Genomic DNA, 13,752 nt, shown 5'->3' with positions numbered 1-13,752 from the left:
TTCAATGCAGACAAAGACATGTTGAAATGGCTGCATACGATAGTTGGTAACGCAAAACTATTCATTGATGGTACTTTCCATGGACTGGGCGGAAAGTATATTCAATCGTATCTCGATGAATTTACGTATCGCTTCAACCGTTGGCGCATCTATTTTGGCTTTTTCGAAAACTTGTTGTCCGCATCCATCTCGTCAAAGCCCCTTACACTTGCTGTGTTAAAAGGGATAAGCATATTAATGAAATATGATAGTCGCTCTCCACACGGAGAGCATGGATTGAAGGTCGATTAATATATTAAATATGAATGATACACTAAACTAGACTATTTATGAAATAATTAGAGTAAATGTACCACTAATTGTAAATGGTGGTGCATTTATATCAAGCAAAGTCCCTCATGATTATTTTCCCTCAATCACAAATTTAACCCCCCTCATCCTGTTTATTACCGCCAAAAGCTCGCATTTTCTCGGTAAATCGAGAAACCGCTCGCAGGTTGTAAAGAAGGATGAAAACACGCAGTCAAGTCCTTCTTTTTCAATTTGTTCATACATCTGATCCATCCGTTCATCTATATTGATTTTATAATCTCTGTTTGTCAGTTCGAGCTGACGGAGTATAAATCCGACCGCGTTCAGCTGTGCCGGAGTGACGATATTATGAAGCATACGGATATCGATCCGTTCATCGCCGATTAAAATAAATCCCATGTCCGAAACCTCAAGTCTTTCCGTACCGCAGCCTTCGGGATATGATGAAAATCCGTCGGAAAGAAGCGTGCGCAGATATGACCAATTTACCGACGTGGGAAGACCGGCGGCAACGCCGTATTTATTGCAGATCATCTTTGATTGTTCCGTAACATCGTGTATTAAAAAATCCTCCATCATATAGATTTTATCAGAAACCGAAAGGTATTCACCGCTGCCGCCTATGACGAGAATAGTAGAAACGCCGTTTTCCCGGTATAATTCGTTTACACGGTCGGTAAACGGCGTAATCGGCTCGCGTTCAATAAGCTCCTTCATCATTCTGTCGCGTATCATAAAATTAGTAGCGCTTTTGTCTTCATCAATAAGCAAAAGCTTCGCGCCGGCATTGACCGCTTCCATTATATTTGCCGCCTGAGAAGTCGAACCGGAGGCGTGTTCGGTGGAAAAATTCCGCGTGTCTCCTCCGGGAATCCATTTGATAAAAGGCGAGATATTGACATTCTTTACGCTTCGTCCGTCCTCGGCGGAGATCGTCACGGCGCTGTCGTCGGTTATACACAGCTCTCTTCCGTCGCCGGAAATGTGGTTATATATCCCCGCCGATATCGCATCGAGCAACGTGGATTTGCCGGAATATCCGCCGCCGGTGATTACCATCACGCCGCGTCGGATGCCCATACCGCGAACGCCGCAGACTTCGATTTCATCCCCGGTCGTCGATTTGAATGGTATCGCATTTTTCATCGGCAGCTCGGTGCCTTTATCGCGCGGAAGAACACTGCCGTTTGCAATAAATGCGCTGTATTCGCTTGTTCTGAGCCATGCGCGTATCGCCGCCTGCTTTTCGGCAAGTGTAAGAATGTCGTTAAGATACTCACAATCAAACTGAGTTACGAACATATCCACCGCGTCGGGCAGATCGCGGCAGAGCATCTGCATTGCTTTCCGGATTTTTTTATACGGAAGCTGTACCTGAATACGTATGCACAGACACATTTTCGGCGGACGCGGTACGCCGTCGTCCAACAGATAAACAGTATTTCCGCTGCCGTTTACATAATCCTTCTGAGAGCAGAGCGCGAAATATGCCAAATTGCGCGTTAAAACTTCGCCGCCGGGATTGTAAAGATAATATTTCCCGTTTTCCTTATCCGGGCGGCTCCGGTTATAAAGCTCAGCGTTCAGCTCGTCGATATACGGTCTTAATGCGCGGAGACAATAATCTGCGGCTGCCGTTGTATAGGCGGTTGCGCCAAGCTTTTCTGTCGGTATGTGATATGTCAGCGTGGGCTTGTCCTGAGCAAGCTTGTGAGTGGCATCGATATTAAAGGATATTTGATCATGCCAATAATTTGCGTCATATTGAATTTCCGGATCAAGCTCATCTCCATTTGATTTAAGCGGGAAATGAACTTCTGTTTTCCCTTCGTATATTTCTTTATAAGTCGCTGTACTGTTTTCCATCTGCAAAAGGTAATATTTAAGTCTTTTCATAGGCAAATCCTCTTTCTCAATAAATAATAGATCAGCGGGGATTATAATTGTAACTGTAGGCTTGTCCTGCGCGAGCTTGTGTGACCGGCTGAATTCAAATCCGATATTTTCGCGGTAATATTTACTGTCGTTATCTATGTATGAAGGCGAATTCGGCGGGACAATTCTCATTTCACCTTCATACATTTCCGAGTAAGTCTGCGTATTCGGCTCAAGACCGAGAAGTATGTTTTTAAGTCTTTTCAAGGGCATCACTCCTTTGTTGTTTCTGTTTCGAATTGTGTTTTCGGAATCGGTTTACATAAAATATAAAGCGCACCCGTTTACTTTACCGGATGCGCAAATGAAAAAGCACACCCGGAATTCGGATGTGCTTCTGTTTTTTATAAACAAATCGCAATTAAGCTATAAACGCCATCTTATCAACTGATGATAAGTAACAGCAGTGCTAAAGGCGAATATACATCCGAAAAATTTAATTTTTTCATATACATCGCCTCCTATGGCTTAAAATGTTTCGCAAAAATATGCGACATAATTATTATATTATAATAAAAGATATTTGTCAATCGGTAAATAAAAATAAAATTTATAAATTTAATAGGTTATACTTATCAAGACATAAATAAAAATTATAAAATAATTTTATAATAATATGCTCATTTCGTCAAACAGCTTATAACAAAACTGTTCAAGGTGACCGATGTTTTCCGGGATTTTTCGAATCAGTATATCGGCAGTATTAATGGCAAGTTTATATTCATTTTCTGTAATAATATTCTCGGATAACGCCGCGTCAAGCTCGTCCTTGTCGAGCAATACTACCGTTCCGTCGGGAAGGGCAACGACATCAAGAAACAGATCGTAAAAATATGAGCTTTCTTCGCATAGGACGTTTTCTTTTGTTATATCGAAATAATATTGAACGATCTTTCCGCGTTCATCCGCCATAACGGTAAGCCACCAATGTTCACCCTTCGGAGCGAATTGAAGCCAGCGGAAACCATTATCAACGATCTTCACATCAACGCCGGGGACTCCTTTAACAAGCGGCGCTTTTACTTTATCAAGACATAAAAGCCCCGCAAATCCTTTTATACCGAAAAACTCTGCTTCCATGTATGCAGAGCGTCTTTCTTCGATACGACTCCAGTCATCCCGTGCCATATAACGGGTTTTTATATACATAACGCTGTCTCCTGCCTTATAAATATACCAAAGTAAAAACCATCCCTAAACCTTTTTGATTAGGGACGGTTGAGTTATTACCTGTTATCAACCTTTTCCGGGTTGATGTCATGCGTCTGAAGCCTTTTTTTGGCAGCTTCGAACCACTCCGTGTCAGGCTTTCCGTAATTACAGAACGGATCTATGGATATGCCGCCGCGAGGCATGAACCTGCCCCAGACCTCGATATATTTTGGCGCCATCAGCCGGATGAGATCCTTCATAATTATATTTACGCAGTCCTCATGAAAATCTCCGTGATTCCTGAAGCTGAACAAATATAGCTTGAGCGATTTGCTTTCGACAAGATATATATCAGGCACATATGAAATATAAATCGTCGCAAAATCCGGCTGCCCTGTTATTGGGCATAGGCTCGTGAATTCGGGGCAGTTTAACTTTACGAAATAATCGTTATCCTTATGCTTGTTTTCAAACCGTTCCAACAGCTTTGGATTGTATTCGAATGAGTATACGTTGTTTTTGTTGCCTAGATGCGTAAGACCCTCGTCTTTCCTGTCCATTATTTAACCATGCCTTTCAGTTTTGCCGCAATGTTCTGTGACGTTGATAGTTGCTTACCGTGAAGGTACAAAGCCTGTCCCATCCTGAAGCTTTTTCAGTGGCTTTTCAAGGTATCTTACAAGAAAAACGGCCAGTATCGCGGGCGCAATTTGTCCGATTCCAACACTTATCACGAGCGCCATATACGGTATAGTAAGTAAAACCGACAGCCAGATAGGCACAAGCAGCGTCGGAATAATCAATACCGGAATTCCGACAAGCCATACGCTTATTTTACGCAGATAAAGGCAGCCGAGCGAAGTCAGGACGCCGGCGGCAAAGCCCCCGATCATGTCTAAAAATCCGAGCCCGCCGAACAATGCGTTGCTTAACAAATTTGCCAACCCGAGGGGCAGGACAAGGAAGGGGTGAATGGCAGCCAGTGCATAAAGGCCTGTCGCGATACGCATCTGGTATTGACCGAATGAAAAGCTCTGTGTCAGATACATCACGGCGATATAGGCCGCGATGACAAGTCCGGAGGCCACAAGCATTCTTACTGTAAAAATTAAATTTGGTTTCTTCTCGTTTTGTTTCAGGTTCATACAAAATCTCCTTTTAAACATAAAAAGTACAGATCGTGACCAAAAACAAAATTTACCTAGTTTTGTTTATAGACAGGATGGTTTTCGAACTGTCTTCTATTACAATACTTATATTATATCACATTTTGTTAAAAGTGCAAGCGGGAAAAACCGGATTTTTACCTACTTTTATTTAATAGCATTTAAATAAGCCTTGTTTAAGAAGAGAGAAAAGCCTATATACCAAAACCTTTTTTTCTTTAAACGGTAATTATTTAAATGCAGGTTAATCAGAGCCGGAAATCCACAGTCGGGCAGAATCTATTGACGGCGCAATGATAAAAGAAGCTATAATTTGATTTTAATGATATCATATTGGCGTAAAATGATCAAATATTTATTAAATTCATGCGGATTATTATTTCTTTCAAAAATAATTACGTAATTTATTGACAAATTGATCTGAATTTGATATTATCTATGTGAGCCAAACGGCTCATTGCCTTATAAGAGGTATTTATGAGATATAAAAATAAAGAAAATTATGCCATGATTATTGATTTTGTCAACAGATATTATTCCGGCTGCGGAAGATCGCCGTCGACGAGAGAGATATCCGATGGCACGGGCATTTCACGCCCGACGGTACAGCGGTATTTGATCGACATGCGTGAGCAAGGCGAAATCGAATATGACGGGCATCGGTATATTGTTACAGATTTTACACGTGAGCTTCAGGCCGATGCCTCAAACCGCGTCGGCATTGTCGGAAGTATCCCGTGCGGAGCTCCGAACGAGCCGGGAGAAGATGAGACGGAATATATCCGTCTTCCGGTTGAGCTTACCGGAAAAGGGTCGTTTTACCTTCTCCGCGCGCATGGCGACTCAATGATCGCCGCCGGGATAGACGACGGAGATCTTGTGCTGATCCGCTGTCAGGCATGCGCCGACTCCGGGCAGATCGTCGCCGCGCTTATTGACGGAGAAAAGACGACGCTTAAAAGATATTATCCGGAGAAGAACCGCATTATTCTCCATCCTGAGAACATGGAGTATGAGGATATAATAATAAAAGGGAATTTGTTGAACAGCTTCCGTATACAGGGCGTGGCGATAAAAGTATTTAAGGATTTAAGGTGACGGAAATGATCGACGCACATATTCATATTGAAAGAGGTCCATATACAGCTTCTTGGATAAATGAGTTTGTTAAAATCGCGCAAACACGCAATATTGATGAAATATGGCTGCTTGAGCATTGCTACCGTTTTTGCGAATTTGTACCGATGTATAGCGAGGTTTGTGCCTATTCAGACTATATCGAGAAGTGGTTTACAAGAAAAGCAGGTGTTTTATGTCTTGAAGATTATCTAAAGCTTATAGAAAACATAAGGCATGAAAGCTATCCTGTAAAAATCCGATTCGGGCTTGAGGTGTGTTATTTCAAAGAGTATGAGGAGTTAGTAAGAGAAAACACATATAAAAAAGGTTTGAATTTTCTTGTCGGCAGTGTTCATTTTATTGATAATTTTGCTTTCGACCATAAAGCGGAACACTGGAATGGCATGGATGTCGACCGGCTTTACCGCAGGTATTTTGAAATTTCGGTTGACCTTGCAAAAAGCGGTATCTATAATGGGATAGCACATCCCGATTGCATAAAGCTGTTTGGCCACAAGCCGTCGTTCTCGCTTTTACCTTATTACGAAGAGCTTGGTAAAGCTCTTGCTGTAAACAATATGTATGCAGAACAGAGTAGTGGAATCAAACGCAGAGTAAATGCGGAAATCGGCATGAACTCGGATATGCTTAACGCCATGAAATGGCATGGCGTGAAAATTGTTACTGCATCCGACGCACATTGTCCTGAGGATGTCGGATTATATCTTTATGAAGCCAAGGAGAAACTGTTATGAACATATATCAGAATTGCCCCACATATGAAACCGGACATTTTATACTGCGTCTTGTAAAGATCGAAGATGCTGAGGATCTGCTTGAATGTTATTCAGATAAAGCGGCGGTTGCACGAATGAACGCCGATTCATGTACGAACGATTTTTATTATACAACGGCAAACGAAATGCAAGCATGTATTTGCTTCTGGCTTGACGAATACGCAAGAGGCGCATTTGTCCGGTTTTCCATTGTCGATAGACTGAACGGGAAAGTTGTCGGAACGGTCGAGATGTTTAACAGTCACTTTCCCATCGTCGGAAACGCGGGAGTACTGAGAATCGACATTGCGTCTGCATACGAAACAGCAGGGAACATATCAGAGCTTACCGCGCTTGCTGCCGGTAATTTTCCGTATGATTTTGAGACAAATGTCATCCTTGTTAAAGCCGGACATACTCCGGAGCGTGCGGAAGTTTTTGCCTTTTACGGTTTTACACCGACCGATGAATTTCGTCCGGGTCTTGGATATTACATATACAAGCATAAAGGTATCGCTTATTGCGGGCTTGCATGCTGTGTATGCTCTGAAAATAAAACCTGTGTCGGCTGCCAATCGGGGGGCTGCGATATTCACGGCTGGTGCAAGAATTATAACTGCTGCCGTGATAAAGAGATAAACGGATGCTGGGAATGTGCGGATTTTCCATGCGGCGGAACGATGCTCGACAAGCTTAGAATCCGTGCTTTTGCGCGCTTTGCCAGGGAATACGGAGAGGATGAGCTCGTTCGGTGCCTGATGAGAAATAAAGCTGACGGCATCGTCTATCACTATGACGGTCAGCTTGTGGGCGATTATGATCAATGTAAAACAGAAGATGAGATAATTATTAAAACGGCAATTAAATAAGTCGAAAATAATGATAAAATATAATCCCGACAAGCTTGAAACGGCATAAATTAAATTTTGATGAAAGATATGGTAATATAAATGAAAACACGGGTTATGGCAGGTGTGTTCTTGATAAAAGACGGGAAAACGTTACTGATTCACCGTAATAAAGATAAAAAGCTTGCTCCGAATGTCTGGTCGTGTATTGGCGGTCATATGAAACCGCAGGAGCTCAACGATCCTGAAGCAACCTGTTATCGTGAATTATTTGAAGAAACAGGCATCACAAATCATATGATTAAAAATCTTCGGCTGAAGTATATAACATATCAGATTATTAACAATGAAATTCAAATTGGGTATTGTTATTTCGGTGATATGATAAATGAGTATGTTTTACCGTCCTGTAATGAAGGAACGCTGCATTGGGTCGATATTGCAGATATCACAAAAAAAGCTATGTCCTTGGTAGTAACACAAATAGTATTACATTGGCTTAGTAATCCGGAAGATAATGAGGTATATGTCGGAACAGTCAATAAAGAGAGTAATATAGTCACTTGGGCTGCATTATGAGCTAAGGTTTTTGAGCAGTGAAACTTTTAAGATGGTTTCGAGAAGAATCGTTCCCGGAAAATTAATATTTATATTTAATATGACGATAAAGACAGGAATAAAGTCATGAAATTGATCCTTTCATCGTGTGACTTCGGAAATGCTTATTCAAATCAGTGTATTATAGATAATTTAGGAATGAATATACAAAATTGCAGAGTATTGTATTTTCCAAATGAAAAAGCTACACGTGAGGCAATTGAAAGTGAAAAATATTATCTGCGTCTTGCGGAGTTTGGGTTCACCCGTGAAAATATATATGTTTTCAACTATTATGATTCATGAAAATTTATTGATCTGGATATAGACGCAATATATATAAGCGGCGGAAATACTTTTGCCACTTTCGACAGAATAAAAAAGTGTGGCTTTGATCAGGAAATAATAAAATATGTCAGGAATGGTGCTGTATATATCGGCGGGAGCGCCGGCGCTCATATAGCATCAAAAAACATTATACATGTCATGCGATATGACAATAACACACCCGGAATAATTGATTTTAATGGTCTTGGACTGTTTGACGGCATTTTAATCTGCCATTACTCTGACAGCAGAAAAGAACATTTACAGCAGTTGGAAGCTGAAGGCAGGTATAGAGTTTATGCGCTGACTAATGATAATTCAATAACAGTCGATGATCAGCTCCCATGAGATTGATAATGAAATTTAATATGATGATTAAGACAGGAGTTTAGCCATGACCGCATATGAATTGATGATTAAAACAAATCACTTTCTTATCAAGGGCGGTGAGCTTACAGAGCCGCAAAAACAGAATATTGTTCGTCAGCTCATAGCGGCGCAGAGTAACGAGCAGATGAAGCAGAGCTTTTATAATGGTGTAAAATACTCAAATAATTGCGATAAAGACGGCGGCGGTCATATGTATCCGATTTATTTTATACCACCGTATAATGACGGAAAGAAATATCAAACGGTAATACCGATGTCACCGAAAACACATATTCTATCCGCAAACGCATATGAGCTTGAAATAATACGGTTGTTATGGTTGTTTGCACCATATGATGATGATGTAAATAATATGGTAAACCGAAGTATTGAAAGATTAAAAACAACCTGTTACAGTAACTATTGTGTGCAAGGCGAGTGTTATCACACTGCGTTACCTGTACTACGATTTCTGCAACAACAGCTCCTGATAATATTGAATGGATAAAAAAATTAATAGTTAAAATAACTCCGCAAATCAAGGATAAGAAAAAATGCAACAGCGGAGCTTTATGGTATTATTGGCTCTGCCTGTCCGAGCTGCCGTTTGAAATCGCCAAACCTGAAATTGAAAAATATAAATCTGAAATACTCAACTGGCTGACAAACAAAAGCTGCGTGATGAACAGTGAACACGATAAAACCATTCACCCGGTTTTACTGTGCATACTCCGCAACACATTATCCCAATACCCCGAATATGCATATATAAGAAAGCGAATGCCTTATGTGAACGACAAAGATGGCAGACTATATTTCGATATGAGTAAGGAGAGCTGAAAATGGATAAACAACAAATTATCAGATATATAGATGACGGAGCAAATTTTTATATCAGTTTATTCGGCAATGCCGAACACATAGAAATGGTGGATAACGGTTTTTATATGTATGTAAGGCCTAAACAGGGCCAACACGGTATTTCGTTTGTTTTTAATATCCGCCTTGAAAATTTACCCGTACAAAATCAGAAAGAAAAAATCGCGGAAATAAAAGCGCTTGGAATGCCGATTTGGCTTGATGGTAAATTAGCTGCTTCCGGAGGAAAACAATAATGAATGGTATTTTAAAACAAAACAAATCAAGCTGGGATGCAATAGCAGATTCTTTTTTCGGTGTTACAGCATTGCCAACTTACGGTTGTTTATGTCCCACGGAGAATGAATTGCATCTTTTTCCAAAATTACAAGGTAAAAAAGTGCTGGATATCGGTTGCGGCAGCGGTCATTCTCTCAAATGGTGCGGTGATCACGGTGTAGCCGAATTATGGGGACTTGATTTATCTACAAAGCAAATAGAAAACGCAACCGGATTTCTTGCGGAAAACGGATACACACCTCGGCTTTACAATTCGCCGATGGAGCAAAATCCCGGACTGCCGCAAAACTATTTTGACGTTGTTTACTCTATCTATGCCATTGGTTGGACGGTCGATATTCATATGACTTTTAATTTGATATCCTCATACTTAAAAAAAGACGGAATTTTCATTTTTTCATGGGATCATCCCTTTATGCACTGTATAGATGCGGTGGATGAACAGCTTGTCTTTTCGGGCAGATATTATGAAAAAGAACCCTTTACTTTTAAAAAGGACATTGGAAAGTCTGCTAATCGCAGCAATTTCAATCACGACAAAGAAAGCGGTTATTCACTCACACTATATAACAGACGTCTATCTGATTACATAAGTGCACTTTCAAAAGCAGGTCTTATGGTGGAACAGCTTGTCGAAGAAACTGATAAAGAAACATTAAGCCGTGACTGCGAATTTTCATCAACATATTATTCCGAATGGAAAGCGAAAAAGTTACCGTTATCGTTTATTATAAAAGCAAGGAAGGTATAAGTCCGTTATTACACGGTTATTATTAAACGGAATTTAAATAATATTGTTTTATAAGAAAGAAAAGCCCATTGCCTTTTCATTCTCAAAGAGGTAATTATTTATAATGAAATATATCGAATCATTTACGCTTGCATCCGATGATGCGGAAGTCGGTTTTATTTTGTCTTTCAATCATAAAATGACAATGCAATGCTATTCGGACAACGTATACCCATTTAAAATATTTCCGCAGAAGCGTCTGCGGAAGCTCGATTTTTCGCAGATCACAATTTTATACGGAGGAAACGGCTCAGGCAAATCGACGTTGATGAACATAGTGGCTCAAAAACTCGGTCTTGAACGCAGCGCTCCGTTTAACAACACGCCTTTTTTTGAAGATTATCTGAATTTCTGTGATTACGAACTTGTTTTCGGAAAAAAACCGCCGCGCGGCAGTAAAATAATAACAAGCGACAATGTTTTCGATTACCTTTTAAATATACGCGCACTAAATGAAGGCGTCGATGACAGGCGTGAGAAATTATTTGACGAATATACGGAAACAAATAAGCCGCTGCATTACCATCTGAAATCACTTGCGGATTATGAAGAGCTGAAGCGTATAAATGAAGCAAAGCATAAGACGAAATCCGCTTATGTAAGCCGCCGTCTGCCTGAGAATATCAACGGTAAGTCAAACGGCGAGAGCGCCTTTGCCTATTTCACGCAGGAGATCAAAGAAAACGCATTATATTTTCTCGACGAGCCTGAAAACAGTCTGTCCGTAAAGCTTCAGATTGAGCTTATCAAATTCATCGAGGATTCGGCGCGCTTTTTTGGCTGTCAGTTTTTTATATCTACGCATTCGCCGTTTCTGCTTTCTGTCAAAGAAGCGAGAATATACGATCTGGATTCGGTCCCGGTGCGTACCAGGCAATGGACGGAGCTTGAAAATGTGCGGATGTATCATGATTTTTTCGAAAAGCACAGAGACGAATTTTAGTTATAAAGAAGTGATCGAGGTGTAAAATGACCACCGATGAAATAAAGCTTCGGCAACTTACAAATCAATATTTGATAATTCCTACGGACAGATTGACGGTCGCGCGTGATCTGCTCGGCTTTCAGGCGCAGTTCATGGCGAATGCGATGCATTCGATGAGGATACGCTGTCTTGACTATTCGCCGGATACCTTATCTGACGGACTTGTGAAAAATTGGACAGTGCGCGGTACGGTACATGTTTTTGCCGAGGATGATTTACCGCTGTTCAAGCATTGTGACAACGGAAAAAGCTATCTTCTTGACGAATGGCACGGCTATGTTCACCATATAACCCAGCAGTGGACACTTACACCTGAAAGACAGAAATATTTTTCGAATATTATTCTTGACTCACTTATAAACACTTCTCGTTCACGCGAAGAATTGAAAGAAATCTGCCGTATAGCGGGTATGACACAGGTTGAAGAGGACAGCATGTTCGATCAATGGGGTGGCGGAATACGCGATCTGTGCGAGCGCGGGTTCATGTGCCATGTTGTGCAGGAGAAGAAAGCTTTTAAACTCTGTTTGCCGTTCAAACCGATACAGGAGGACGAAGCAAAGCTTGAAATGGCTCGGCGGTATTTTGCTGATTTCGCTCCGGCTACGGTGAAAGACGCTATGTATTTTTTTCACTCGACAAAAGCACAGGTGATCGATTTGCTTGATAAACTTCCGGTGAGATCTGTGGAGTGCGGTGGCAAAACCTATTATTATATTGAAAACGGTAAGTCATACGATAAAGATATACCCGATTGTATTCTGCTGGCAGGATTTGATCAGCTGATGCTCGGTTATCAAAAAGCCGAGAGCCTTTACCTGCCGCAGGAGTACATAAGAGGAATATTCAATCTTGCCGGCATTGTCATGCCTGCCGTGCTGCTTCACGGGAATGTCGTAGGCAAATGGAAAAATAAAAATGGCAGGCTTTCCGTCGAGTTGTTTGGCTCGGTATGTGAAAAGGACAAAAAAGCTATAATTTCCGAAGCTGAAAAAACGTGGGCTTCGCTGAAACGGGTGGAATGGATAAGTTAATTACTGGTAATAAAATTGCCGTTAAAAAGCCTTTATTTCAAGACTTTCTGACGGCAATTATGTGGTGATAATGAGCGAGAAGAAATAAAAGCCGATCACGCAGAACATGATTGATCCGGCGGTGATTATGGTGATAATTTAGAATGCTTGCAATGAGATCACCTCCATGTTCGTTAAATGACTTTCAGTATCTTCAGATGATTTTACATGCGCTGAATAACAACTAATAATTATCGTATTACGACAAATAATAGTTGACATACGAACAGCGTAATGCTATAATGGCTATAATGATGAATAGAAAGAAGGTCTTGCTTATGAATCAGTCATCACTGTCAAAGTGGTTGAAATGGATTATCATAGTTGTCGGTTTAAGCGGATTGTTTGTCTATGTGTGTGTTATCCCATCCTGTGGACAAATGTTGGCTGCGGAGTATCCGGAATTCGCGTATTGTTATCTTCCATGGATGATTCTAATCGGGGTTACGGGAATCCCTTGCTATGTTGCACTGGCGTTTGGGTGGAGGATTGCCGGAAGCATTGGTATGAACCGCTCTTTTTCCTTGGAGAACGCAAAACTGTTGAAACGAATTGCCATATTAGCCGTGGCCGACTCAGAGTTTTTCTTTGCAATGAACATTGTATATTTACTTCTCAACATGAACCATCCGGGAATTGTGCTGATGTCACTGATCGTTCTGGTCGTTGGGATTGCAATCTCCTCTGTTTCCGCCGCTCTGTCCCATCTTGTAAGAAAAGCCGCGGAGCTTCAGGAACAAAGCGACCTGACGATATGAGGAGAACTACATGGAAGATGAGATAATATTTAATATCGACGTTATGCTTGCCAAACGCAAAATGAGCGTCACAGAGTTGGCGGAACGAGTTGGCATCACCATCACTAATATTTCCATCCTGAAAAACGGAAAAGCAAAGGCGCTGAAGATTTCAACCTTGTCGAAGCTGTGCGCTGCGCTGGACTGCCAGCCCGGAGACATTTTGGAATATAGACAAAGGAACGCGATGAAATGACCAGCAAAAAAGGCCATGAAACTATTACAGTTTCATGGCCTTTGGTGGAGATAGTGGGAGTCGAACCCATGACCTCTTGAATGCCATTCAAGCGCTCTCCCAACTGAGCTATACCCCCGAATGCGTAAATTATATCAAAGCAGCTTATGTTT

18 protein-coding genes, 1 tRNA gene and 1 pseudogene are annotated in these 13,752 nt (G+C 41.1%); 15 read left to right on the top strand and 5 right to left on the bottom strand.

What is annotated here, in order from left to right:
- Window positions 1-141, top strand: a pseudogene (locus tag VB118_01315) (transposase).
- Window positions 142-402: 261 nt separating this feature from the next.
- Here VB118_01315 and VB118_01310 read toward each other — a convergent pair.
- The 4 genes from VB118_01310 to VB118_01295 form a co-directional block, all read right to left on the bottom strand.
- The gene (locus VB118_01310; protein ID MEA4831237.1) at window positions 403-2,454 is read right to left on the bottom strand and encodes an ABC-ATPase domain-containing protein; all 2,052 of its coding nucleotides are present in this window, start codon (window positions 2,452-2,454) and stop codon (window positions 403-405) included.
- 399 nt (window positions 2,455-2,853) lie between these two features.
- Window positions 2,854-3,396, bottom strand: coding sequence for a DUF402 domain-containing protein (locus tag VB118_01305; GenBank protein MEA4831236.1), 543 nt, complete (start codon window positions 3,394-3,396; stop codon window positions 2,854-2,856).
- A gap of 77 nt (window positions 3,397-3,473) precedes the next feature.
- Window positions 3,474-3,959, bottom strand: coding sequence for a preQ(1) synthase (gene queF, locus VB118_01300; GenBank protein ID MEA4831235.1), 486 nt, complete (start codon window positions 3,957-3,959; stop codon window positions 3,474-3,476).
- A 54-nt stretch (window positions 3,960-4,013) separates the two neighbouring features.
- On the bottom strand, window positions 4,014-4,544 hold the full coding sequence (locus tag VB118_01295) for a QueT transporter family protein (protein MEA4831234.1): 531 nt from the start codon (window positions 4,542-4,544) through the stop codon (window positions 4,014-4,016).
- A gap of 498 nt (window positions 4,545-5,042) precedes the next feature.
- Between VB118_01295 and lexA the strand changes: the two genes are divergently transcribed.
- From lexA to VB118_01225, 14 genes are all read left to right on the top strand, one after another.
- Window positions 5,043-5,663 carry a transcriptional repressor LexA gene (gene lexA, locus VB118_01290; GenBank protein MEA4831233.1) on the top strand — a complete coding sequence of 207 codons (621 nt, stop codon included), beginning with the start codon at window positions 5,043-5,045 and terminating at the stop codon, window positions 5,661-5,663.
- Between the two features lie 5 nt (window positions 5,664-5,668).
- A complete protein-coding gene (locus VB118_01285) occupies window positions 5,669-6,439 on the top strand; it encodes a PHP domain-containing protein (protein ID MEA4831232.1) in 771 nt (256 codons plus the stop codon).
- Window positions 6,436-7,329, top strand: a complete 894-nt coding sequence (locus VB118_01280) for a DUF3795 domain-containing protein (protein MEA4831231.1) — start codon at window positions 6,436-6,438, stop codon at window positions 7,327-7,329. Before VB118_01285 ends, VB118_01280 begins: the two co-directional genes overlap by 4 nt.
- A gap of 81 nt (window positions 7,330-7,410) precedes the next feature.
- Entirely contained in the window at window positions 7,411-7,887 is a 477-nt protein-coding gene (locus tag VB118_01275; GenBank protein ID MEA4831230.1) for an NUDIX domain-containing protein, read from the top strand.
- Window positions 7,888-7,992: 105 nt separating this feature from the next.
- Window positions 7,993-8,211, top strand: a complete 219-nt coding sequence (locus VB118_01270) for a hypothetical protein (protein ID MEA4831229.1) — start codon at window positions 7,993-7,995, stop codon at window positions 8,209-8,211.
- A gap of 6 nt (window positions 8,212-8,217) precedes the next feature.
- Window positions 8,218-8,580, top strand: coding sequence for a Type 1 glutamine amidotransferase-like domain-containing protein (locus VB118_01265; protein MEA4831228.1), 363 nt, complete (start codon window positions 8,218-8,220; stop codon window positions 8,578-8,580).
- A 46-nt stretch (window positions 8,581-8,626) separates the two neighbouring features.
- Window positions 8,627-9,109: a hypothetical protein gene (locus VB118_01260; GenBank protein MEA4831227.1), complete on the top strand. Its 483-nt coding sequence runs from the start codon at window positions 8,627-8,629 to the stop codon at window positions 9,107-9,109.
- Complete coding sequence (locus VB118_01255) at window positions 9,040-9,441, top strand: hypothetical protein (GenBank protein ID MEA4831226.1); 402 nt, start codon at window positions 9,040-9,042, stop codon at window positions 9,439-9,441. The genes VB118_01260 and VB118_01255 overlap by 70 nt, the downstream gene beginning before the upstream one ends.
- Window positions 9,442-9,443: 2 nt before the next feature.
- The gene (locus VB118_01250; GenBank protein MEA4831225.1) at window positions 9,444-9,716 is read left to right on the top strand and encodes a hypothetical protein; all 273 of its coding nucleotides are present in this window, start codon (window positions 9,444-9,446) and stop codon (window positions 9,714-9,716) included.
- Window positions 9,716-10,510, top strand: a complete 795-nt coding sequence (locus VB118_01245) for a class I SAM-dependent methyltransferase (GenBank protein ID MEA4831224.1) — start codon at window positions 9,716-9,718, stop codon at window positions 10,508-10,510. The genes VB118_01250 and VB118_01245 overlap by 1 nt, the downstream gene beginning before the upstream one ends.
- A 103-nt stretch (window positions 10,511-10,613) precedes the next feature.
- On the top strand, window positions 10,614-11,492 hold the full coding sequence (locus tag VB118_01240; protein ID MEA4831223.1) for an AAA family ATPase: 879 nt from the start codon (window positions 10,614-10,616) through the stop codon (window positions 11,490-11,492).
- Between the two features lie 26 nt (window positions 11,493-11,518).
- Window positions 11,519-12,568 (top strand): crosslink repair DNA glycosylase YcaQ family protein, encoded by a 1,050-nt coding sequence (locus VB118_01235; protein ID MEA4831222.1) that lies wholly within the window; start codon window positions 11,519-11,521, stop codon window positions 12,566-12,568.
- Window positions 12,569-12,885: 317 nt separating this feature from the next.
- Window positions 12,886-13,365: a DUF2975 domain-containing protein gene (locus VB118_01230; protein MEA4831221.1), complete on the top strand. Its 480-nt coding sequence runs from the start codon at window positions 12,886-12,888 to the stop codon at window positions 13,363-13,365.
- A gap of 10 nt (window positions 13,366-13,375) precedes the next feature.
- Complete coding sequence (locus VB118_01225) at window positions 13,376-13,600, top strand: helix-turn-helix transcriptional regulator (protein ID MEA4831220.1); 225 nt, start codon at window positions 13,376-13,378, stop codon at window positions 13,598-13,600.
- A gap of 42 nt (window positions 13,601-13,642) precedes the next feature.
- Here the strand turns inward: VB118_01225 and VB118_01220 are convergent.
- Window positions 13,643-13,718, bottom strand: a tRNA-Ala gene (locus tag VB118_01220).
- Window positions 13,719-13,752: the final 34 nt, after the last annotated feature.

Source organism: Oscillospiraceae bacterium, assembly GCA_034925865.1.
In the GTDB taxonomy this organism is placed as follows: Bacteria; Bacillota; Clostridia; order Oscillospirales; family SIG627; genus SIG704.
Note: the sequence above shows the minus strand (reverse complement) of the source record. Positions and strands in the feature narration are given on the sequence as shown.